This window comes from Methylorubrum populi (assembly GCA_036946625.1).
GTDB lineage: Bacteria > Pseudomonadota > Alphaproteobacteria > Rhizobiales > Beijerinckiaceae > Methylobacterium > Methylobacterium populi_C.
In genome coordinates, this window is the sequence record JAQIIU010000003.1 from 2,021,597 (window position 1) to 2,044,225 (window position 22,629).

At 72.1% G+C, this 22,629-nt stretch carries 21 protein-coding genes; 16 read left to right on the plus strand and 5 right to left on the minus strand.

Annotated elements, in window-relative coordinates; translation table 11 throughout:
- The first annotated feature begins 258 nt into the window (after positions 1 to 258).
- From PGN25_20910 to PGN25_20920, 3 genes are read left to right on the plus strand one after another with little or no spacing between them, the layout of a single operon-like run.
- On the plus strand, positions 259 to 1,074 hold the full coding sequence (locus PGN25_20910; GenBank protein ID MEH3119972.1) for an FAD binding domain-containing protein: 816 nt from the start codon (positions 259 to 261) through the stop codon (positions 1,072 to 1,074).
- Positions 1,071 to 3,836: a molybdopterin-dependent oxidoreductase gene (locus PGN25_20915; protein MEH3119973.1), complete on the plus strand. Its 2,766-nt coding sequence runs from the start codon at positions 1,071 to 1,073 to the stop codon at positions 3,834 to 3,836. The genes PGN25_20910 and PGN25_20915 overlap by 4 nt, the downstream gene beginning before the upstream one ends.
- Positions 3,833 to 3,976 (plus strand): hypothetical protein, encoded by a 144-nt coding sequence (locus tag PGN25_20920; protein ID MEH3119974.1) that lies wholly within the window; start codon positions 3,833 to 3,835, stop codon positions 3,974 to 3,976. Before PGN25_20915 ends, PGN25_20920 begins: the two co-directional genes overlap by 4 nt.
- A 369-nt stretch (positions 3,977 to 4,345) precedes the next feature.
- Here the strand turns inward: PGN25_20920 and PGN25_20925 are convergent, their stop codons facing one another.
- From PGN25_20925 to PGN25_20935, 3 genes are all read right to left on the minus strand, one after another.
- Positions 4,346 to 4,594 (minus strand): hypothetical protein, encoded by a 249-nt coding sequence (locus PGN25_20925; GenBank protein MEH3119975.1) that lies wholly within the window; start codon positions 4,592 to 4,594, stop codon positions 4,346 to 4,348.
- A 296-nt stretch (positions 4,595 to 4,890) separates the two neighbouring features.
- Positions 4,891 to 6,264 (minus strand): cytosine deaminase, encoded by a 1,374-nt coding sequence (locus PGN25_20930; GenBank protein MEH3119976.1) that lies wholly within the window; start codon positions 6,262 to 6,264, stop codon positions 4,891 to 4,893.
- A 64-nt stretch (positions 6,265 to 6,328) separates the two neighbouring features.
- On the minus strand, positions 6,329 to 7,234 hold the full coding sequence (locus PGN25_20935) for a LysR substrate-binding domain-containing protein (GenBank protein MEH3119977.1): 906 nt from the start codon (positions 7,232 to 7,234) through the stop codon (positions 6,329 to 6,331).
- A gap of 326 nt (positions 7,235 to 7,560) precedes the next feature.
- Between PGN25_20935 and PGN25_20940 the strand changes: the two genes are divergently transcribed.
- From PGN25_20940 to PGN25_21000, 13 genes are all read left to right on the plus strand, one after another.
- Entirely contained in the window at positions 7,561 to 8,541 is a 981-nt protein-coding gene (locus PGN25_20940) for an ABC transporter substrate-binding protein (protein ID MEH3119978.1), read from the plus strand.
- Between the two features lie 8 nt (positions 8,542 to 8,549).
- Positions 8,550 to 9,464, plus strand: coding sequence for an ABC transporter ATP-binding protein (locus PGN25_20945; GenBank protein MEH3119979.1), 915 nt, complete (start codon positions 8,550 to 8,552; stop codon positions 9,462 to 9,464).
- On the plus strand, positions 9,461 to 10,255 hold the full coding sequence (locus tag PGN25_20950) for an ABC transporter permease (GenBank protein MEH3119980.1): 795 nt from the start codon (positions 9,461 to 9,463) through the stop codon (positions 10,253 to 10,255). Before PGN25_20945 ends, PGN25_20950 begins: the two co-directional genes overlap by 4 nt.
- A gap of 66 nt (positions 10,256 to 10,321) precedes the next feature.
- Positions 10,322 to 11,395 (plus strand): aromatic ring-hydroxylating dioxygenase subunit alpha, encoded by a 1,074-nt coding sequence (locus tag PGN25_20955; protein ID MEH3119981.1) that lies wholly within the window; start codon positions 10,322 to 10,324, stop codon positions 11,393 to 11,395.
- On the plus strand, positions 11,395 to 12,363 hold the full coding sequence (locus PGN25_20960) for an ABC transporter substrate-binding protein (protein ID MEH3119982.1): 969 nt from the start codon (positions 11,395 to 11,397) through the stop codon (positions 12,361 to 12,363). Before PGN25_20955 ends, PGN25_20960 begins: the two co-directional genes overlap by 1 nt.
- A gap of 12 nt (positions 12,364 to 12,375) precedes the next feature.
- The gene (locus PGN25_20965; protein ID MEH3119983.1) at positions 12,376 to 13,347 is read left to right on the plus strand and encodes an isopenicillin N synthase family oxygenase; all 972 of its coding nucleotides are present in this window, start codon (positions 12,376 to 12,378) and stop codon (positions 13,345 to 13,347) included.
- 2 nt (positions 13,348 to 13,349) lie between these two features.
- Positions 13,350 to 14,720: an FAD-binding oxidoreductase gene (locus PGN25_20970; GenBank protein MEH3119984.1), complete on the plus strand. Its 1,371-nt coding sequence runs from the start codon at positions 13,350 to 13,352 to the stop codon at positions 14,718 to 14,720.
- Between the two features lie 5 nt (positions 14,721 to 14,725).
- Complete coding sequence (locus PGN25_20975; protein ID MEH3119985.1) at positions 14,726 to 15,313, plus strand: NAD(P)H-dependent oxidoreductase; 588 nt, start codon at positions 14,726 to 14,728, stop codon at positions 15,311 to 15,313.
- Positions 15,314 to 15,353: 40 nt separating this feature from the next.
- Positions 15,354 to 16,904 (plus strand): class I adenylate-forming enzyme family protein, encoded by a 1,551-nt coding sequence (locus PGN25_20980; GenBank protein MEH3119986.1) that lies wholly within the window; start codon positions 15,354 to 15,356, stop codon positions 16,902 to 16,904.
- A complete protein-coding gene (locus PGN25_20985) occupies positions 16,904 to 17,722 on the plus strand; it encodes a creatininase family protein (GenBank protein MEH3119987.1) in 819 nt (272 codons plus the stop codon). Before PGN25_20980 ends, PGN25_20985 begins: the two co-directional genes overlap by 1 nt.
- The gene (locus PGN25_20990) at positions 17,712 to 19,358 is read left to right on the plus strand and encodes a CocE/NonD family hydrolase (protein ID MEH3119988.1); all 1,647 of its coding nucleotides are present in this window, start codon (positions 17,712 to 17,714) and stop codon (positions 19,356 to 19,358) included. Before PGN25_20985 ends, PGN25_20990 begins: the two co-directional genes overlap by 11 nt.
- A 145-nt stretch (positions 19,359 to 19,503) precedes the next feature.
- Complete coding sequence (locus PGN25_20995; protein MEH3119989.1) at positions 19,504 to 19,710, plus strand: hypothetical protein; 207 nt, start codon at positions 19,504 to 19,506, stop codon at positions 19,708 to 19,710.
- 71 nt (positions 19,711 to 19,781) lie between these two features.
- A complete protein-coding gene (locus tag PGN25_21000; protein MEH3119990.1) occupies positions 19,782 to 20,048 on the plus strand; it encodes a hypothetical protein in 267 nt (88 codons plus the stop codon).
- Positions 20,049 to 20,121: 73 nt separating this feature from the next.
- On the opposite strand, the gene PGN25_21005 is transcribed toward PGN25_21000, so the two are convergent.
- Together PGN25_21005 and PGN25_21010 are read right to left on the minus strand one after the other, a co-directional pair.
- The gene (locus tag PGN25_21005) at positions 20,122 to 21,195 is read right to left on the minus strand and encodes a BMP family ABC transporter substrate-binding protein (protein ID MEH3119991.1); all 1,074 of its coding nucleotides are present in this window, start codon (positions 21,193 to 21,195) and stop codon (positions 20,122 to 20,124) included.
- A gap of 503 nt (positions 21,196 to 21,698) precedes the next feature.
- Positions 21,699 to 22,625 carry an ABC transporter permease gene (locus PGN25_21010; GenBank protein MEH3119992.1) on the minus strand — a complete coding sequence of 309 codons (927 nt, stop codon included), beginning with the start codon at positions 22,623 to 22,625 and terminating at the stop codon, positions 21,699 to 21,701.
- Positions 22,626 to 22,629: the final 4 nt, after the last annotated feature.

The following is a 22,629-nucleotide window of genomic DNA, read 5'->3' on the forward strand; positions in this document are numbered from 1 at the left end:
GTTGATCGCGTCGGTTCCCCCCTCTCCCCGCACGCGGGGAGAGGGGAACCCGCGGCCCCTGAAACGATCATCCGGAAACCGTATAATACCAACCGGCGATGATCCCGACTCATCGTCGGTTGCCCGCGCGAAGGCGCGGCGGCGGGCGTCCGCCGGACGCAGGGAAGCCGGCCATCGGTCGGATTCCCTGCAGCTTGGTATAAGGGCCGGCACCGTCCGGTCCCTGCGGTTGGATGAAGTCTTGCGAGCCGGTCCCCGATGGATCTCGACACGATCACCGCCGTCCTGAGGCCGCGCCACCTCGACGAACTGCCCGCCTGGCGCGAGGGCGATGCCTGGCTCGCGGGCGGCACGTGGCTGTTCTCCGAGCCGCAGCCCGCGCTGGCCCGGCTGATCGACCTGTCCGCCCTCGGCTGGCCGGCGGCCGAACGGTCCGAGGCCGGCCTTCGCCTGTGGGCGACGGGCACCATCGCCGAACTCGACCGGCTCGCCCTGCCGAGGGACTGGATCGCGGCGCCGCTCGTCGGACAATGCTGCCGGGCGCTGCTCGGCTCGTTCAAGATCTGGAACCGGGCGAGCGTCGGCGGCAACCTCTGCATGGCCCTGCCGGCCGGCCCGATGATCGCGCTGACCGCGGCCCTCGACGGCACCTGCGTGCTGCGCCGGCCCGACGGCGGCGAGCGGCGCCTGCCCGTCACCGGGTTCGTGCTCGGACCGCAGCGGACCGCGCTCAGGCCCGGCGAGATCCTGCGCTGCATCGACCTGCCGGCGGCGGCCCTGCGGCGGCGCACCGCCTTCCGCCGCATCGCGCTCTCCCCCGGGGGGCGCTCCGGGGCGCTGGTGATCGGGACGCTCGACCGCGCCGGCGGCTTCACCCTCACCGTGACGGCCTCGACGCCGCGCCCGGTGCAACTGCCTTTCGCCGGCCCGCCGACGGCAGCGGGGCTGCAAGGGGCGATCGCCGACGCGATTCCCGAAGGCCGCTGGTACGACGACGTGCACGGTGCGCCGGACTGGCGCCGGCACGTGACCGGGCTGCTCGCCGAGGCGATCCGGGAGGAACTCGCCCGATGAGGCTGATCGTCAACGGGCAGGTCCAGGAGGCCGCGCCGCGCCCCGGCCAGTGCCTGCGCACCCTGCTGAGGGAGCTCGGCTGGTTCGGGGTCAAGAAGGGGTGCGACGCGGGCGATTGCGGCGCCTGCACCGTCCATCTCGACGGAGAGCCGGTCCATTCCTGCCTGCTGCCCGCCTTCCAGGCGCAGGGGCGCGACATCACCACGATCGAGGGCCTCGGCGGCCCCTGCGCCCCCGGCGACGGCGTGCCCGCGCGGCTCCACCCGATGCAGGACGCGTTCTGCGCAGGCCAGGGCTTCCAGTGCGGCTTCTGCACCCCGGGGATGATCATGACCGCCGCCGCCCTCGACCAGGGCCAGCGGCAGGATCTCGGCGCGGCGCTCAAGGGCAACCTGTGCCGCTGCACCGGCTACCGGGCGATCCGCGACGCCGTGGCCGGGATCGGCCACGCCGATTCTTCCGAGACGACCGAGGGCGGTCCGGTCGGCCGCAATGTGCCCGCCCCGGCGAGCCGGGCCGTGGTCTCCGGCCGGGCGGCCTACGCCTTCGACTGCGCCGTGCCGGGCCTGCTGCACCTGAAGCTGCTGCGCGCCCCCCACGCCCATGCCCGCATCCGGCACATCGACCGCGCGGCGGCGCTGGCCGTGCCCGGCGTCGTCGCGGTGCTCACGCACGAGGACGCGCCGCGCCGCCGCTTCTCGACCGGGCGCCACGAGAACCCCCTGGACGACGCCGCCGACACGGCGGTGCTCGATTCCGTGATCCGCTTCCACGGCCAGCGCGTCGCGGCGGTGGTCGCGCAGAGCGAGGCGGCGGCGATGGCGGGCGTGCGGGCGCTGCGGGTGGAGTACGCGGTGCGGCCCGCCCTCTTCGATCCGGAGGAGGCGTTGCGCCCGGACGCGCCCCTGGTCCACGACCCGGCCGACCGCGCCCCGCCGCGGCCGGGCGAAGACGCAGCCCCGCTCCTGCCCCACCCGAACCTCGCCGCCGAGGCGCACGGCGCGATCGGCGATGTCGAGGCCGGCTTCCGGCAGGCCCACCGCGTCCACGAGGCGGAGTACGTCTCGCAGCGGGTGCAGCACGTGCATCTCGAGACGCACGGCGCGCTCGGCTGGCTCGACCCGGACGGCCGGCTGACCCTGCGCTCCTCGACGCAGGTGCCCTTCCTCACCCGCGACGCCCTGTGCCGCCTGTTCGACCTCGACCGGGACCGGGTGCGCGTGCTGTGCGGCCGGGTCGGCGGCGGATTCGGCGGCAAGCAGGAGATGCTGACCGAGGATCTCGTGGCGCTGGCCGTCCTGCGCACCGGGCGGCCGGTCAAGTACGAGATGACCCGCGAGGAGAACTTTTGCGCCGCGACGACCCGCCACCCGATGCGCGTGCGCGTGAAGCTCGGCGCGCGGGCGGACGGGCGCCTCACCGCGATCGCGCTCCACGTCCTCTCGAACACCGGCGCCTACGGCAACCATGCCGGCGGCGTGCTGCATCACGGCTGCAACGAGAGCATCGCCGCCTATGCCTGCCCGAACAAGCGGGTGGAGGGCTACGCCGTCTACACCCACACCCTGCCGGCCGGGGCCTTTCGCGGCTACGGCCTGAGCCAGACCATCTTCGCCGTCGAGTCGGCGCTCGACGAACTGGCCCGCGATCTCGGCATCGACCCGTTCGCGATGCGCCGCCTCAACGCGGTTCGGCCCGGCGATCCGATGGTGTCGACGAGCCTCGAACCGCACGACGTCGTCTACGGCTCCTACGGCCTCGACCAGTGCCTCGACCTCGCCCAGGCCGCCCTCGCCGACGGCACCGGCGAGGCACCGCCGGGACCGGAATGGCGCATCGGCGAGGGCATGGCGATGGGCATGATCGATACGATCCCCCCGCGCGGCCACGTCGCCCATGCCCGCATCCGCCTGGAGCCGGACGGGGCCTACGCGCTGGCCGTCGGCACCGCCGAGTTCGGCAACGGCACCAGCACCGTGCACGGGCAGATCGCCGCCGAGGTGCTCGGCACCACGCCCGAGCGCATCCGCCTGATCCAGGCCGACACCGACGCCGTCAGGCACGATACCGGCGCCTACGGCAGCACCGGCACCGTGGTCGCGGGCCAAGCGAACTTTCGCGCGGCCTCGGCGCTCGCGGACAGCCTCCGCCACGCGGCGGCCGAGCGGGCCGGCGTCGCGCCCGCCGATTGCCGCCTGACCCGGGACGGCGTCGAGACCCCCGCCGGGCTCGTGCCCCTGGCCGATCTCGCGCAGGGCGCGGCGTTCGAGGAAGCGGGCGAGGCCGACGGCAGCCCGCGCTCGGTCGCCTTCAACGTCCAGGCGTTTCGCGTCGCCGTCCATCCGCGGACCGGCGAGGTCCGCATCCTCAGGAGCGTCCAGGCGGCGGACGCCGGCACCGTCATCAACCCGATGCAGTGCCGCGGGCAGATCGAGGGCGGCGTGGCGCAGGCGCTCGGCGCGGCCCTCTACGAGGACGTTCGCTTCGACGAAGCGGGCGGCGCGGTCACGCGAACCTTGCGCAACTACCACATCCCGGCATTCGCCGACGTGCCGGTGACGCAGGTGCTGTTCGCCGACACCCGCGACACGGTCGGACCGCTCGGCGCCAAGTCGATGAGCGAGGCGCCCTACAACCCCGTCGCCGCCGCGCTCGGCAACGCGATCCGCGACGCCACCGGCGCCCGGCTGACCGCGACGCCGTTCGCCCCCGACCGGATTTTTCGGAGGGTCATGGCCGCCGAGGGCCCCGCGAGCCCATGACGGCGGCACCGGCTCGGGTGATCGACCGCGGCAAGACCCACAAGAAGGCGCTGATCGCCTGCGCCCGCAAGCTCCTCACCTACGCCAACGCCGTCCTCGCCAGAGGCACCCCACGGCAAGCCCACATGCCGGCCGCATAACGGTTGCTCAGCATGAGGACGGTGAGAGACACCAGAGATCGGCCGGTCAAACAGGCTCTGAGGCCGTTCAGGGGTCATGGCCGCCCGCGCCGCAGCCTCGCGCTCCGCCTGCTCGACGAAGCGGCGGATCAGCCAGCGTCCGGCCGGTCCCGGGGGATGGTCGGTGCGGTAGATCACGGTGAGCGGCAGCCGGCGGCGCCTGACCTCGGGCAGGTTCAGCTCGACGAGGCGGCCGGCTGCGATGCCGGACCCATTCGGGACCGGGCCTGTAGGCACCGGCCTATGGGCAAATGAAAAGGGCCGGCCGCTTTGATGCGCGGCCGGCCCTTCGGACCGTCGAAACGGAGGGCGTCAGACCGTCTGGAGGCGTCAGCGCCCGTGAACGGCGTGGGAACCCCGGACGGCGGAGCCGGTGGTGTAGACGCCATCGACGGAAACGGTGCCGTAGCGGCCGTCACGATCCAGGTAGCGCTCAACGTTGCCGGGACCGGCGATGCCGACGAGGCCGCCCGGGGCGGTGACGGCGGGGATGCCGGCCGGCGCGTTGTAGCTCTGGGCCGAGGCCGCGGTGGTGAGGGCGAGGCCGAGGATCGCCCCTGCGGCGATGCGTGAGATCATGTCGTCAATCTCCGAGACTTGCTTCGGCGCCGCAGTCGAACCGGGCGGCGCCGCATGTCCCACAAACTGAGCATCGATGCCTTGCAAAACAACATGAGCTGCTTTGGATCTGTGCACATAGATACGGCACAGCCGAGACGAGGGGTCAGAACCCCGCGCCGTCAAAGCCAGAAAAGGCCAATTCTGGCTTGGTGTTAGCGCGGCATTGCAGGATTTTTTGACAGAGCGGAGACTCTGGCACGCATCTTTCGCAGCGGGTGCCGTTCCGCACCCCCTGTTCCCCTTCCCGCGCCTGCCTACCAGGGGGCGGCCTCACCGGTCAGGGCTTCGTAGGGCGGCAGCCGCGCCGCGATGGGCCGGCCCGCGACCACGACGATTCGATCCGCATGCGGCCGTGCGACGACCTCGTTGAGGCTGCGCGCGGGCAGCAGGATCAGGTCGGCGGAGCCGCCCTCGCGGATCGTGCCGGCATGGGAAAGCCCCATCATCGCGCCGGGCACCGGCCCGGCGAGCGCGGGCGCCCCCGCGAGCGGGTGATCGAGATGGAGGATGCGCACCCCGGCCCGGACGGTGTCGAGCATGTCGTGGTCGCCGTAGGCGTAGAAGGCGTCGCGGCAATTGTCGCCCGCGACCATGACCGGCACGCCCGCCGCCATCAGTTCGTGCACCGGCGCGATACCGCGCCAGCGCGGGGTGCGGCCCCGCCGCCGGTCCTGGAGGTACATGTTGACGGTGGGCAGCGTGACGATGCGGATGCCCGCCTGCGCCACCCGCGCGATCGTGGCCGCCGCCTGCGCCTCCGGCTGGAGCGCGAGGCTGCAGCAATGCCCGCAGGTGACGCGGCCCTCGTAGCCGTGGCGCAAGGTGGCCCGCGCCACCGCGTCGAGGGAGGCCGCAGTGGGATCACCGGTCTCGTCGACGTGCAGGTCCACGTCGAGGTTGCGCTCCCGGGCGAGGCCGAACAGGCGGTCGAGCAGGGCGTCGATCTCGGCCAGCGCGCCGCCGTGCAGCCCCCCGGTCGGGCGGGTGACGCCGCCGATCAGGCCCTCGGATTCCGCGATCAGGTCGGCGAGCCGGCGGCCGTAATCGGTGGCGTAGGCGTCGATCGGCGTCAGGCCGACGCCCTGGAGCGCGATCCGCCCGGCCCAGGCCGCCCGCATCTCCCGGAACACCGCCCAGGTCGTCGCGGCCTGGTCGCGCAGCGGACCGTCGTCCCCGCCGCTTTCCTGGCTGTCGAGATGGGTGCGGATCGCGCCGGTGCCGTGCGCGAAGGCGCAGGCGAGGCCGAAAGCCATGCGGCGGCGCAGATCCTCCGCATCCCAGTGGCGGGTGCGGTCCGCCGTCGTGGCGTCGCGGGCGCCGGGAAAGTCGCCGTCCGGATTGGGCGTGCGGGCGACCGTATGGCCCTTGTCGAGATGGGCGTGCGCATCGACGAGGCGCGGCCAGACCTGCCGCCCGGCGAGATCGGCGGACGGCGATGCCTCCGGCGAGCCTCCGGCCGGCAGGAGACCGGCGAAGGCGCCGTCCGCGACGACGATGTCGATGAGCGCGCAAGCATCCCCGTCGAGGATCGCGCCGGCGGGCACGCCGCCCGTCAGGAAGGCGGCGGGCACGCGCGCGTTGCGCAGGCGAAAGGCGCGGGCCTCGGGCAGGAACGACGGCTCGGACATGATTCAACCTTCGAGGAAAGCCCGGTCGGCACAGCGGAAAAGGGACGGCTTGCGCCGGACAGGGTCAGTCCGGAACGCTCTGGCGCTCGAACTCGGCCTGGATCCGTGCGGCGAGGAGGTGGGCGGGCCCGTCGAGCGCGGAGCGGGCGCGCTGCATCAGCGACGCCCGCTGGATGATCGCGCTGGCATCCGAGATCGGCGTGAAGGCCAGCACACCGCGGCGGATCTCCTCGCCGACATCCGAGAGGTTGACGAAGGTGATGTGCGGCGGCGTCTGGGCGAGGCGCTTCATCAGCTCGATCGAGTTCGTCTCGACCACGGGCGTGAAGCTCGTGCCCTCGGGCACGAGGAGTTCGAGCACGTCGCGCAGGGTCATCGAGCGGTCGGCGACGACGAGGGGATATTCGAGGCAATCGGCCATGCGCACCTGATAGCGGCCGTTGAGGGGATGGTCGGGCGCCATCACCGCGCCGAGCCGGTGTTCGAACTCGGCGATGCAGCGCATGCGCGGATCGGGCGGGAGCCGGTAGGCCAAAGCGAGGTCGGCCTCGCCCGCGAGCAGGGCGGCGGCGATCTGATCGACCGGCAGGACCAGAACCTTGACGACGATGCGGGGATGAGTCTCGCGGAAGGTGCGGATCACCCCCGGCAGCACCCCGGCGGCGATGCTCGCCATCGTCGCCACCGTCACCTCGCCGCGGGTCAGGCCCTTGAGCGAGGCGACCTGCGCCAGCATGCGCTCGTGGCCGTTCAGCGTGTCGCGCACGTGCCGCACCAGCACCTCGCCCGCCGCGGTGAGACGCAGGCCTCGCGGCAGCCGCTCGAACAGCGGCGTCCCCATCTCCTCCTCCAGCGAGAGGATCTGACGGTTGACGGCGCTCGACGCGACGTTGAGGCGCGTGGCCGCCCGGCGGATCGAGCCGCTGCGGGCCACCTCGTCGAGGTATCCCAGCAGGCGATGATGCAGCATGGAGGTGCGCCTCCGCCCGCGTCCCGTCGCGCACCCTCGGCGCAACGCGTCGGCGGCGTTTTGCAGGGAGCTTGCCAACTCCCCTTGTCCGGTCGCGCGCGGACCGCGCCCCAGGCAGGGCGGAACACGGCGGCGCCGAACGCTTCACCAAGCGCACAGCCATGCGGCAACGTGCGGATTTTGCGAGCGTTGCGCGCGGAAAACGATGCTTTTCCTGCAGCACTGCTTCCGCTTCCCTGGTGTCGGGCAGTCCGGACAGGTCCGACGCGGCACGGTCCATGCGTCGAGGAAACCGTCCCGGGCAACGCGGCGGGGGACCATCACCGATGCGGTCGTTCAGGTTCGATACGGGGGCCTCCACCCTTCTGGCGGGCACCCTGGCGATGGCCGGGCCGGCGCAGGCGGCGGACAAGATCGTCTTCCTGACGAGCTGGTACGCCCAGGCCGAACACGGCGGCTTCTACCAAGCCAAGGCCACCGGCCTCTACGAGAAGGCCGGGCTCGACGTCGAGATCCGCATGGGCGGGCCGCAGGTCAACGGCATGCAGCTCATGCTCGCGGGCGAGGCCGACGCGATCATGGGCTACGACATCCAAGTGCTCCAGGCGGTCGAGAAGGGCCTGCCCGCAGTGACCGTGGCGGCCTCGTTCCAGTACGACCTCCAGGGGATGATGACCCACGACGACGTGACCGCGCTCGCGGGCGTCAAGGACAAGACGATCCTCGTCTCCTCCGCCGGCATGACCGCGTGGTGGCCCTGGCTGAAGAAGAAATACGCGCTCTCGGATGCCCAAGTGCGGGCCTATACCTTCAACCTGCAGCCCTTCTTCGCCGACAGGAATGTCGTGCAGCAGGCCTATCCCTCCTCGGAGCCGTTCCAGGCGCAGGAGAAGGGCGTTCCGGTCAACTTCTATCTCTTCGCCAAGGACGGCTATCCGCCCTACGGCACCACGATCGTGACGACGCGCAAGTTGGCCGAGGGCAAGCCGGAGGCAATGCGCAGGTTCGTGGCCGCCTCCATGGAGGGCTGGAAGAGCTACATAGAGAATCCGGGTCCCGCCAACGTCCTGATCAAGGCGGCCAACCCGAAGATGAGCGACGGCCAGATCGCCTTCGGCATCGCCCGGATGAAGGCGCTCAAGGTGCTGGGCGGCGAGGAGAACGTCCCCATCGGCACCATGACGGAGGCCCGCTGGAAGGCGTCCTACGACTACCTCGTCGAGGCGGGCCTGCTCAAAGCCTCCACGGACTGGAAACGGGCCTTCAGCCTCGATTTCATGCCCGTCCTCTCGGCCAGGGCGGAGTGAGCCGCGCGATGGCGGCGCTCGCGCAGATGGCCTATCCGCGGGCGGCGCAGGCTGAGGCGGCCGCTCCGGCCCCCATTCCGGTCTCCACGCCGGCCCCCGAGCGGCCGATGCGGCCCGCCGCCAACGCGGCGCCGGCCATCGAGATCCTCTCGGCCGAGAAGGTGTTCGCCGACGGCACCCGCGGGCTCGCCCCGGTCGACCTGACGGTGCGCGAGGGCGAGTTCCTGTCGCTGATCGGGCCCTCGGGCTGCGGCAAGAGCACCCTGCTCTCGCTCGTGGCTAATCTCGGCGAGCCGAGCGACGGACGCCTGCTGTGGTGGCGCGGCGGGTTCAACGGCGTCGGCGCGGAAGGGCGGCGCATGTCGGTGGTGTTCCAGGACGCCACCTTGATGCCGTGGCTGCGCATCGCAAGCAACGTGCGCCTTCCGCTCGATCTGGCCGGCGTGAAGAAGGCCGAGTCCGCCCCCCGCGTCCAGGCCGCGCTCGATGGGGTCGGGCTCGGCGAAAAAGGCAAGAAGTATCCGCGCCAGCTCTCCGGCGGCATGCGCATGCGCGCGGCCATCGCCCGCGGCCTCGTCACCGAGCCGAACCTCCTGCTCATGGACGAGCCGTTCGGTGCGCTGGACGAGTTCACCCGCAACAAGCTCGACGCCGACCTCGTGGATCTCTGGTGGCGGCGCTCGCTCACCGTGCTGTTCGTGACCCACTCGATCTACGAGGCGGTGTTTCTCTCGACCCGCATCGTCGTGATGGCGGCCCGCCCCGGGCGCATCTTTTCCGAATTGACCATCGACGAGCCGCATCCCCGCGGTGACGCGTTCCGGCGCTCTCCGCGCTTCGCCGAATATTGCCAGCGCCTCTCGGCGCTGCTGACCGAGGCGTCGCTGGCGAGCGACCCCGCCACCGCGGAGGCGCGGGCATGAAGAGGCCGCTGATCCGGGACCCCCGCGTCCAGGCGGCGCTGCCGCCGCTCCTCGTCGGCCTTGCGATGCTGAGCCTGTGGGAGGCCGCCTGCCGCGGCTTCGCCATTCCCGACTACCTGTTCCCGGCCCCTTCCGTGATCGCCGCCTCGCTCGTCCAGAACGGGCCGGACCTGCTGCGGGCGCTGTGGAGCACGATGCGGGTGACGCTGATCGCCTTCGCGCTCTCGACCGTGCTCGGCACGCTCGTCGCCTTCCTGTTCGTGCAGAGCCGCTTCATCGAGCGCGGCTTCTTCCCCTACGCGGTGATGCTGCAGGTGACGCCCGTGGTGGCGGTGGCCCCGCTCATCATCATCCTCGTGCGCGACACGCAGGTCGCGCTGGTGATCTGCGCCACCATCATCGCGATCTTTCCCGTCATCTCGAACACGACCGTCGGCCTGCGCAGCGTCGATCCGGGGTTGTCCAACCTGATGCGGGTCTACCGCGCGAGCCGCCTCCAGACGCTCATGCGCCTGCGCATCCCGAGCGCGCTCGGCTACTTCTTCGCGGGCCTGCGCATCTCCTCCGGGCTCGCCCTGATCGGCGCGGTGGTGGCGGAGTTCGTGGCCGGCACCGGAGGCCGCAGCGCGGGACTGGCCTACGAGATCCTCCAGGCGGGCTTCCAGCTCGACATCCCGCGGATGTTCGCCGCGCTCTCGCTGATCACCGCCGCCGGCATCCTGCTGTTCCTCGCCATGAGCGGCCTGAGCCGCCTCGCGCTCGGCTCCTGGGGCGATCCCGAGCGCGCCTGACCTCCCCACACGTCCCGAAACAATGCCGGAGGGCTTCACGCCGGGCATCATCCGAGGAGATCTCCCGTGCTGACGACCCGCCAGAAGCTGTGGCGCCACTACTGGTACGCGACCTTGCGCCTGTCCGACCTCGCGGACGGCCCCAAGCCCTTCACCCTGATGGGTGAGAAGATCGTGCTGTTCCTCGACGGCGAGGGCGAACCCGCGGCGATGATGGACCGGTGCTGCCACCGCACCGCCAAGCTCTCGAAGGGCTGGTGCAAGGACGGGCTGATCGTGTGCGGCTATCACGGCTGGGCCTATGACCGGCACGGCGCGCTCGCCCGCATCCCGCAGTTCAGCCCGGAGCAGGTCGTGCCGCGGCTCGCCGTGAAGAGCTACCACTGCACCGCGAAGTACGGCTACGCCTGGGTCTGCCTGGAGGAGCCCTGCGCGCCGATCCCCGAGATCCCCGAGGATACGATGCCCGGCTACCGGCGCATCCAGCAGTTCCACGACGTGTGGAAGACCTCGCCCCTGCGCCTGATGGAGAACTCCTTCGACAACGCGCACTTCGCCTTCGTGCATCAGAACACGTTCGGGCAGATCAGCCAGCCGATCCCGGAAAAGTACGAGATCACCGAGACCGATGACGGCTTCGAGGCGGAGACGATCATCACCATCGCCAACCCGCCGATGGCTCACCGCATCACCGGCACCACCGAGCCGACCACCAAGCGCCACATGCGCAACAAGTGGTTCGTGCCGTTCTGCCGCCGGCTCGACATCGAATATCCGTCGGGCTTGCGGCACATCATCTTCAACTCGGCCACGCCGATTGACGACGGCACGATCCGGCTGGCGCAGATCCTCTACCGCAACGACCGCGAGGAGGATTGCTCGACGGAAGCACTCATCGCCTGGGATGCGGTGATCGTCGAGGAGGACCGCGACATCCTCGAATCGACCGACCCGGACGCGACGGTCGACATGAGCCGCAAGGTCGAGAGCCACATGCCTTCCGACCGCCCCGGCATGATCATGCGCCGCCGCCTGCTGGCAGCCCTGCGCGCGCACGGCGAGGAGGAGGTGTCCGAGGCGGTGCCGGCGGTCTCGGTGCCGGTGGCGCCGACCCTGATGCCGCATGAGAGGGTCGCGTGATGGTCCGTCTTGCCGCTCTCCTCGCGACGCTTGCCGCCCTCGCGGCCTCGCCGGCCATTGCCCTCGAAAAGGTCTCGTTCGGCCTCAACTGGGTGCCGGAGGCCGAGCATTGCGGGTTCTTCCAGGCCAAGGCGACGGGCCTCTACGAACGGGCCGGGCTCGACGTGGAACTGAGACCCGGCAACCCCAACGTCAACATGCCGCTGCTCGTCGCCTCGGGCGAACTCGACTTCGGGATGGGGTCGAGCTTCACCACGCTCAACCTCGTCGCCAGGGGCATCAAGGCACGCACCGTGGCGGCGTTCTTCCAGAAGGACCCGCAGACGCTGGTGGCCCATGCCGGCCAGGGCGTCGCCCGGCTGGAGGACCTGAAGGGCCGGCCGATCATGGTCGGCGGCTTCTCGCGCAACGAGTTCTGGCAGTTCCTGAAGGCGCGCTACGGCTTCACCGACGACCAGCTCAGGCCGTTCGCCTATTCCGCGGCGCCCTTCCTCGCCGACAAGCGGGCGGTGCAGCAGGGCTACATCACCGAGGACGCGGCCCTGCTCGGCAAGGCGCTGCCCGAACCGCCGGTCTCGATCCTGCTGGCCGATTACGGCTACGACAACTACGCCACCTCGATCTTCGCCACCGACGCCTTCATCGCCGCCAAGCCGAAGATCGTCCGGGCCTTCGTCGAGGCGAGCCGGAAGGGCTGGGAGGCCTGCATGGCCGGCGATGACGAGCCGGCGATGAAGGCGGTGCTCGCCCTGGTGCCGACCGGCGGCGAGGCGCTGTTCCGCTTCAAGATGGACCAGATGAAGCGGCGCGGCCTCGTCGATGGCGGCGACGCGGCCCGCCTCGGCCTCGGCGCGATGACGGAGGCGCGCTGGCGCTCGTTCTTCGGCGTCATGACCCAGGCCGGCCTCTATCCGGCCTCGCTCGACGTCCGCCAGGCTTACACGCTCGACTTCCTCGCCCAACCCTGACGGAGCGCATCCATGCGGCAGGCGGATCTCCCGATCGTCGACATCGCCCCCTTCCTCCACGGCGACGCCGCCGCGCGGGCGGGTGTCGGGCGGGCCTTCGGGCATGCCTTCGAGACCACGGGCTTCGCGGTCGTCGTCGGCCACGGCATCCCCGAGCGTCTGGCGAACGACGTCTACGACGCGATGAGGCGCTACTTCGCACAGCCCCTCGCGGTGAAGAGCCGCGACGCCGCGCCGGAGAAGACCAAGGGCCGGGGCTACCTGCCGGTCGGCATCGAGAGCGTCGCCCGGACCCTCGAGGGCGAGACGCCGCCCGACCTGTGCGAGGCGCTGGTCTTCAACGCGCCCCACCGCGAGGAGACAGCGGCGCGGCCGAACATCTGGCCCGCCGAGCCGCCCGAGCTGCGCGGCCTCGTCGAGGCGTGGCGCGACGCGATCCTGCGCCTCACCGGGCAGCTCACCGGGCTGTCGGCGCTCGCGCTCGACCTTCCGCAAGACTACTTCGCGCCCTGGTTCGCGGATCCGGCGCTGACGCTGCGCTTCGTCCACTACCCCGACCAGGCCGAGCCGCCGATGCCGGGCCAGATGCGCTACGGCGCGCACCACGATTACGGTGGCCTGACCATCCTGCGGCAGGACGCGGCGGCGGGCGGCCTCCAGGTCGCCGACCGCGACGGCACCTGGTTCGAGGCCGGCGTGGTGCCGGATTCCTTCGTCATCAATGTCGGCGACCTGCTGGCGCGCTGGACCAACGAGCGCTGGCGCTCGACCCTGCACCGGGTGTCGAACCCCGACCGGTCGCTGACCGGCTCGACCGCGCGGCTCTCCATGGTCGCCTTCACGGCGCCGAACGAGCTGTCGGAAGTCGCCTGCCTGCCGAGCTGCTGCGACGCGGCCAACCCGCCGCGCTACGAGCCGGTCAAGGCGGGCGCGTACATCCTGTCGAAGCTGCGCGCTTCGATGGACCTGACGGCGCGGGCCTGACGATGGCGGGCAGGCCCTCTCCCGAAGCCCTCGCGGCCCTCAAGGCGGATCTGTCCGGCCGCGTCGCCCTGATCGAGGAGCCGGCCCGGGTGCGCAAGCGCTCGCGCGACTTCTTCTGGTACTCGCCGGTCCTCGACGCCGCGCTGAAGGGCCTGTCCGGCGACCTCGTCGCCGAGCCCGAGAGCGAGGCCGCGGTGATCGCCGTGGCCTCGGCCTGCGCCCGGCACGGCGTGCCGCTCACCGTGCGCGGCGGCGGCACCGGCAATTACGGGCAGGCGGTGCCGCTGCGCGGCGGCGTGGTGCTCGACGTCTCCGGCCTCGACCGGGTCGCGTGGCAGCGCGACGGCGCGGTGCGCACGGGCCCCGGCATCCGCATGAACCGTCTCGATTCTCTTCTCGCCGCGGGCGGCGAGGAGATCCGGATGCATCCCTCGACGAAGCGCACGGCGAGCATCGGCGGCTTCGTCGCCGGCGGCTCGGGCGGGATCGGCTCGGTCAATTACGGCCAGTTGCGCGAGCGCGGCAACATCCGCGCCGCCCGCGTGGTGACGCTGGAGCCGGAGCCGCGGGTGCTGGAACTGACCGGCGACGCGGTCAACGGCATCGCGCATGCCTACGGCACCACCGGCATCGTCACGGCGCTGGAGATGCCGCTCGCGCCCGTCCATCCCTGGATCGACGTCGTCGTCGCCTTCGACGATTTTTTGGCTGCCGCGGAATGCGGGCTGGCGGTCGGGCGCGATCCCGCGATCACCAAGAAGCTCGTCACGCCGATCGCCTGGCCCCTGCCGCAATGGTTCACCCCGCTGCGGGCGCAGTGCCCGCCGGGGCAGGCGATCCTGATCGCGATGGTGGCGGAGGCGAGCCTGCCCGCCTTCCGCGCGCGGGTGGCGCGGGAGGGCGGCACGATCACCCTGGAGACGCCGCTCGACGACTCGCCGGGCCACGTCCCGCTCTACGAATACACCTGGAACCACACCACGCTGCAGGTGCTCAAGACCGATCGGAGCTGGACCTACCTCCAGAGCCTCCACCCGGCCGACCGGCTGATGGAGACCGTCGCCGAGATGGCGGCGCTGTTTCCCGACGAGATCGTGCCGCATCTCGAACTCATCGAGTTCGCCGGCCGGCTCACCTATGCCGGCATCCCGCTCCTGAAGTTCACCGACGCGGACCGTCTGAACCACATCATCGCGGCGCACGAGGCGCGCGGCGTCTCCATCGCCAACCCGCACGTCTACACCCTGGAGGACGGCACCCGGCACAAGCGGGCCGAGACCGACCAGCTCGGCTTCAAGCGGCTCACCGATCCCGCGGGCCTGATGAACCCGGGAAAGATGCGGACGTTCACGCCCGCCCCTCAGCCGGCCTGACCGCCGTGACGCGCGTCCTCTACCTCTACTGTCACCCGGTGCCGGAGAGTTTTCACGGAGCGATCCGCACGGCCGCCCTCGACGGCCTGGCGCGAACCGGCCACCGGGTCGATCTGCTCGACCTCTACGCGGAGGGCTTCGATCCGGTCCTGACCGCGGAGGGGCGGCGCACCTACCACGACGTGACGCGGAACCAGCGCGGGCTGGAGGATTACGTCGCGCGGCTCCGCGCGGCGCAAGTGCTGGTGGTGCAGTTTCCGACCTGGTGCTTCGGCCCGCCCGCGATGCTCAAGGGCTTCATCGACCGGCTGATGATGCCGGGCGTGGCCTTCGACCTCTCCGATCCGCGGCATGTCCGGCCGACCCTCGACTCGCTGGAGCGGATCGTCGGCGTCGTCACCTACGGCCGCCCGCGCTGGATGGCGCTGGCGATGCAGGACCCGCCCCGCCGGATGGTGACGCGCTACCTCCGCTGGTTCGCCGCGCGCCGGGCCCGGGCCGAATACCTCGCGCTCTACCACCTGAACGTCGCCTCGGACGCCCGGCGCCGCGCCTTCATCGAGCGGGTGCGCGCGCGGATGGAGCGGCTGTGAGGCCAACGATCTCCCGCATCCCCACGCCAGGAGTCCCGCCATGCTGATGCATCGTCTCCTCACGCTCGGCGCCGAGCGCCATCCCGAGAGGCCCGCCTTCCACTGGGTCGACCGGGACCGCGGCCTGACCTATGCCGGCGCGGTCGATTCCATGGAGCGCATGGCCGGCGCCCTGCACGATCTCGGCGTGGGCCGGGGCGACCGCGTCACCATCTTCGCCCATAACGGGCTCGACTACATCGTGGCGATGCTGGGAGCGTGGCGGGTCGGCGCCATCGCCGCCCTGGTGAACGTGAAGTTCGCCGACGAACTCACCGACTACTTCGCCGACCACACGCCGAGCGCGGTGGTCTACACCCACGACATGGAGGCACCCGTGGCCGCGGCCAGCGCGGCGGTCGGCACGGTCCGTGCCCGCCTGTGCATGGACGGGGCGCAGGGCGGCGCCCTGTCCCTGCCGGAGATGCTGGCGGCGGCCCTGCCGGCGCCGCCCGATCCCGGCGACGAGACCGCCATCGCCCACCTCTCCTACACCTCGGGCACCACGGGCAAGCCGAAGGGCGCCTGCCTGCGCCACGAGCCGACCGTGCGGGCCTGCCGCTGCATCGGCGAGCGGCTGCGGCTGCGGCCGGGCGACGTCTCGTTCGGCCCCTCCGCGCTCTCCAGCTCCTACCAGCTCGTCGCCAACCTGCTGCCGCCGCTCGCCGTCGGCGCCTCGATCAACGTGATGCGGTTCTGGACCCGCGAGGGCGGCTACGACGCGCTCGCCGCCCGCGGGGCGACCAGCCTCGTGGCCAACCCGCCGATCCTCGACGACGTGCTGCGGGAATCCCGCCGCCGCGGCGCCCCGCCGCCGGCCCTGCGCCTCGGCCTCTCCGGCGGCGGGCCGGTGCCGCCGACCCTCAAGGCGGCGTGGCGCGACGACCTCGGCCTGCCGCTCGTCGAGAGCTACGGCCAGAGCGAGCTCGGCGGCTTCGTCGGCCTCGGCTACCCGGAACCGGAGCCCGACGACGCCAAGCTCGGGCGGGTCGGACCGCCGCTGCCCGACAAGGAGGTGTTCATCCTCGGCCCCGACGACCGCGTGCTGCCGCCGGGCGAGATCGGCGAGATCGCGCTCACCGGCGGCTTCATGGCCGGCTACTGGGGCAAGCCGGACAAGACGGACGCCGCGACCCGCGGCGGCTACCTGCGCACCGGCGATCTCGGGCTCCTCGATGCCGAGGGCTGCGTGACGCTGCGCAGCCGCCGGGCGGAACTCGTCGAGGTGGCCGGGCGCCTGTGGTATCCGCGCGACGTCGAGGAGGCGCTGGCGGCGCAGCCCGGCGTGGCGCAGGCGGCCCTCGTCGGGGTCGCCGACCCGGCACTCGGCCAGCGGCCGGTCGCCTTCGCCCAGGCCCAGCCCGGCGCCGCGCTCGATGCGGCGGCGCTGAAAGCCGCGATCACCGGCCGGGTCGCCTACGACCTCGCCCCGCTCGTCCTCGTCGTCGTGCCGGAGATGCCGATGACCCCGACCGGCAAGATCGCCAAGGCGGATCTCGCCCGCTCCGACCTCGCCCGGAAAGCGGCCGAGCGGGCGGCGGAGGCCGCGTGATGCGCGCGCCCTCGCGCTGGTGGTGGGACCTGACGGCGGAAGACTTCTCGCGCCTCGATTGGGCGCCTCTCGTCGCGATCCTGCCCGTGGCGGCGGTCGAGCAGCACGGGCCGCACCTGCCGGTGCGGGTCGATGCGGCGATCAATGCCGGCATCCTCGCCCGCGCGGTGGCGCTGATGCCCGACGACCTGCCGGCGCTCGTCCTGCCGATGCTCCCCGTCGGCAAGTCGAACGAGCACCACGCCTATCCCGGCACGCTCAGCCTCTCCCACGAGACCCTGGCGCGCCTGTGGATCGAGACCGCCGAGAGCGTGCACCGCGCCGGCGGCCGCCGCCTCCTCATCCTCAACAGCCATGGCGGGCAGCCGCAGGTGATGGAGATCGTGACGCGGGAACTGCGCGTGCGGCTGGGCATGCTCGCGGTCGGCAGCAGTTGGGGCGGGGTCACGCCGATGGACGACCTGTTCTCGGAGGCCGAGCGGCGCCACGGCATCCACGGCGGCGAGATCGAGACCAGCGTGATGCTGGCGCTCCATCCCGACCTGGTGCGGATGGAGCGGGCGGAGGACTTCGTGCCGCTCTCGGTCGCGCTGGAGCGGGCCGGCGGGCTGCTGACCCCGGAGGGCCGCGTCGGCTTCGGCTGGATGGCGCAGGATCTCCACCCGTCCGGCGTCAGCGGCAACGCGGCGGCGGCGGATGCGCGGCGGGGGGCCGAACTGGTGGAGCGGGCCGCGGCGGGCGTGGTGCGGCTGGTGCGCGAGGTCGCGGATTTCCCGCTCGAACGGCTGCGTTCCGGGACCGCCTTCGATGGCCGCTGACCCCCTCCTGCCGGTCGCCGAGCCCGCCACGGCCACGCTGACCCTTCCCGACGGCGTTGCCCTCGTCGCCGATCTCTGGCGCCCGGCCGGTCCCGGCCGCCATCCCGTCCTGCTGATGCGCCAGCCCTACGGCCGGGCCATCGCCTCGACGCTGACCCTGGCGCATCCCGCATGGTACGCCGCCCGCGGCTACGTCGTCGTCGTGCAGGACGTGCGCGGCCGCGGCGGCAGCGGCGGCGCGTTCCGCCTGTTCGAGCACGAGGCCGCGGACGGCGCGGCGACCCTCGCCTGGGCGGCGGAGCTGCCCGGATCGGACGGCCGGGTCGCGACCTACGGCTTCAGCTATCAGGCGGTGACGCAGTTCCTGGCGCTGGCGGGCGCCCTGCGCGCGGGCACCAAGCGGCCCGACGCGGTCGTGCCGGCGATGGGCGGCTGGAGCATCCGCGACGACTGGGCCTATACCGGCGGCGCCTTCGGGCTTGCCGGCAATATCGGCTGGGCCTGCCAGATGGGGGCCGAGGTCGCCCGGCTCCGGGGCGATGCCGCCGCCTTCGCGGCGCTCGGCGCGGCCGCGCGCGGCACGCCCTGGAGCGGACCGGTCGCGGCGCGGCCCGAGATCCTCGCGCAACACGCCGCCGACCACCATTACTTCGACTGGCTCGGCGACGATCCGGCCACCTGGGACCGGATCGCACCGGCCCGCCGCCTCGCCGGGCGCGACCTCGCGGTGCCCGGCCTGCATGTCGGCGGCTGGCAGGATGTTTTGCTCGACGGCACGCTCGGCGCCTACGCGGCCTTCCGCGCCGGGCCCGCGCCGCAGCGCCTCCTGATCGGGCCCTGGACCCACGCCCCCTGGGGCCGCCGGGTCGGCGGCCTCGATCTCGGGCCGGAGGCGGTCACGTCTGTCGATGCCGCAACGGTCGCCTTCCTCGATCAAGTGCTGCTCGGGCGCGAGGATCCGGATCCGCCGGTCCGGCTGTTCGACGCGGGAACCCGCGGCTGGGCCGGATTTTCCGCTTGGCCCGAGCCTGAACCGACTTCGCTGTATCTCGCCTCCGACGGTCTCGCCGCCACCGCCGCGGGCGGTCGGCTCGCGGCGGCGGCGGGTGAGCCCGGCGAGGACCGCCTCGTGCACGATCCCTGGCGCCCCGCGCCGGTCATCGGCGGCCCCTGGGGAACGCCGCCGGGCTACCAGGACCGCGCCGCCCTGGACGACCGCAGCGACGTCGCGGTCTATGACGGCCCGGTGATCGCCGCGCCCCTGCAGCTCGCCGGCCGCGTGGCGGCGGAGGTGTTCGTCGAGACCGCGGCGACGAGCCACGACCTTCACGCCACGCTCTCCCTCGTGGAGCCGGACGGACGCGCCGTCACCCTGACCGCCGGCCATCTGCGGGTCGCCGACGCCGATGCGCCCGGACCCCGGCGCATCGCCATGCGGGGCGTGTGCTGCACGCTGCGGCCCGGACAGCGCCTGCGTCTGTCGCTCCAGGCCGCCGCCTGGCCGGCCTTCGCCGTCAATCCGGGGACCGGGAGCAGCCCGGAGGCGGCTGCGGCGATGCAGGCGCAGGTGATCGTGCTCGCCCTGCGCCACGGGGCCGAGCAGCCGTCGCGGCTGCTGTTGCCGGTCCTCGGGTGAGCCGGCCGATCAGAGCGCAGTCCGACGAAGCGGTCACCGGTTCGTCGAAGGAATGTGCGTCAAGACGATGGCCAGAGCGGCACGGCCCTTGCTGCCGACGACGGCGCAAACGGTGGCCATCACGGCCCCGTGGGAGCCTTCCACGATGCGCGCGAAACGGGCCGGTCTCGGCCTCAGCCTCCCCCTCCTCGCTTGGTTCGTCGCAGTCGTCTGTCTCGGCAGCGGCGTCGCCACGGCTCCGGGTGCCCGTGCGCAGGGCACGGTGACGCCGCCGGCCGGCCAATCGCGCGTCACCGCCCCGGGCGGGCGGCGCGGCAAGGCCGCTCGTTCCCACAGGAAGCGGCACCGCTGAACTCGATCCCCGCAGCCTGCGGGGCCCGACGATACCCTCGCACCCCGTTCGCAATCGGAAAGTCAGCCACCATGCGTCCCATCACGACAGCCGCGCTCGCGCTGTGCGCCATCACCGGTCTCGGCGGCGCCGCCCTCGCCCAAGGATCGACCGGCGCCCCGGCCGGCAGCCCGGGAGCGACCGCGCCGGGCGGCACGGAAGGGGCGGCCGCCGTCCCGAACGAGCGGGAGGCGATCCGCTCGGGCGATGCCATCCCGGCGCCGCCCGGCACCGGCGTGCCGGTGGAGACGCCCCCGGCCGACGAGCGCCGGCTGCCGCCCCCGCCGCCGCGTCCCTGACCGGCATCGAAACGAGAGGAGGCGCCGCCGAGCGTTCCGGCGGCGCCTCCTTTTCGGGAACCCGCGCCCGCTTCTACTGCGTCAGCCGGTCGTCGATCCCCTTCACGTACCAGTTCATGCCGAGGATCATCGGGTCGGGGGCGTGCTCGCCCTCCTTCACGGCGACCGATCCGTCCTGCTTGATCACCGGCCCCTGGAACGGGTGGATCCGGCCCTCGACGATCCCCTTCTTCGTCTCCTCGGCCAGCGCCTTCACGTCGTCGGGCATGTTGGTGAAGGGCGCCAGCACGACCATGCCGTCCTTGATGCCGCCCCAGGTGTCCTGGCTCTTCCACGTGCCGTCGAGGACGGCCTTGGCCTCCGCGATGACGTAGCCGTTCCAGTCGTCGACGATCGCGGTGAGCTGCGCCTTCGGGGCGAAGCGGTACTGGTCGGAGGACTGGCCGAAGGCGAGCTTGCCGGCCTTCTCCGCCTCCTGAAGCGGCGCGGCGGAATCGGTGTGCTGCGTGAGGATGTCGGCGCCCTGCGCCAGCAGCGCCTTGGCGGCTTCCGCCTCCTTGCCGGGGTCGAACCACGTGTTCACCCAGACGACCTTGATCTTGATGTCCGGGTTGACCGACTGCGCGCCGAGCATGAAGGCGTTGATGCCGCTCACGACTTCGGGGATCGGGAAGGAGGCGATGTAGCCCACCGTGCCCGACTTCGACAGCTTGCCCGCGATCTTCCCGCAGATGTAGCGGCCCTCGTAGAAGCGAGCCGAGTAGGTGGAGACGTTGCCGGCCCGCTTGTAGCCGGTGGCGTGGGCGAACTTCACCTTCGGGAATTTCCTGGCGACCTTCAGCGTCGGCTCCATGAAGCCGAAGGAGGTCGTGAAGATCAGGCCGGCGCCCGAGCGGGCGAGCTTCTCGATGGCGCGCTCGCTGTCGGCCTCGGGCACGTTCTCGAGGAAGGTCGTCTCCACCTTGTCGGGCAGCGCCTCGGCGAGCGCCTTGCGGCTGAGGTCGTGCTGGTAGGAGTAGCCGTAATCGGCGACCGGGCCGACATAGACGAAGCCGACCTTGAGCTTGTCCGCCGCCCGCGCCGGAGCCAGCGCAAGCGTCGCGCACAGGAGCGCTCCGGCCAATCGCGTGACGATGCTGCCATTCATTGGATGTCTGCCCCTATCGGCCGCGCTGCCCGCCGCGGCTTGTCGGGCGCCGCACACGGACGCCGAGGCGTTCTCAGAGCAAGACCAGGGCCAGGATGGGCCATCCGGTTCGGAGAGTGGGCCGGCATCATCATACGATTCTCGCTCGATGCGTTCGGACGTATGGGCAGGGCCTCTTTCTCTTCCGTCCTTGCGAGGGGGAGCCGAAGCCATCCAGTCCGCCGCCCTCTCCGGGGATGTCGCGCCCTGGATCGCTTCGCCGACGCTCGCGATGACGGTGGAGGAGCCGAGCGGGTCAAACGGAAACGGTATCGGCGGCGATCGGTCATGCAGCGGACGGGCGTCTCGTGGACGAGGCGCCCGTCCGACATCACGAGGAAGCGCCACGAGGGCGCCGCAACGGCGGAACCGCACCTTCGGAGTCTTCCCGGCCTCGATCGGCGCGTGGGGATCGAAGCAGCCGAAGGAGGTCGGGACGACGGGCTCGCGCCGTCCCGGTCGTTTCAGCGGCTCGGGGCGAAGACGCGGCCGAGCGCGGCCGGCGCCCGCGAGCCGCCGCGGCGCCGGCCGAGGGACAGCAGGACCAGGGCCAGGATGGTGGCGAGGTAGGGCACCGCCGAGAGCAACTGGCCGGGCAGGCCGAGGCCGGCGGCCTGGGCGTGGAGCTGGAGGACGGTCGCCCCGCCGAAGAGCAGCGCGCCCGCGGCGACCCGCAGGGGCTGCCAGGAGGCGAAGACCACGAGCGCGAGCGCGATCCAGCCGCGCCCGGCCGTCATCGCGGGGGCCCAGAACGGCGTGTAGGCGAGCGAGAGATAGGCGCCGGCGAGCCCGGCGCAGGCGCCGCCGAACAGCACGGCGAGGAAGCGGACCCGGCGCACCTTGAGCCCGAGGGCATGGGTCGCGGTGTGATCGTCGCCGATGGCGCGCAGGGCCAGCCCGGCGCGGGTTCGCCACAGGAACCACCACACGCCCGCGACGAGGAGGAGGGCGGCGTAGACGAAGGCGTCGTGCCCGAAGAGCAGTCGGCCGATCCCGGGGAGGTCGGTGAGGCCGGGCAGGTGGAGCTGCGGCGCCGGATCGCGCTTCATCCCGACATAGCCGGCGCCGACGAGGCCCGAGAGCCCGAGCCCGAGGATGGTCAGCGCCAGCCCCGAGGCGACTTGGTTGGCCGCGAGCCCCACGGTGAGCACGCCGAACAGGGCCGCGAGCAGCAGGCCCGCGCCGGCGCCCCCGAGGGCGCCGAGCCCGGTCGATCCGGTCTGGGTGGCGACGGCGAAGCCGGCGGCCGCGCCGGACACCATCATGCCCTCGACCCCGAGATTGAGCACGCCGGAGCGCTCCACGACGAGTTCGCCGATGGCGGCGAGGACCAGCGGGGTCGCCGCCGTCAGCACCGTGACGAGCACCATGGGGACGATGTCGAGGCTCATGACG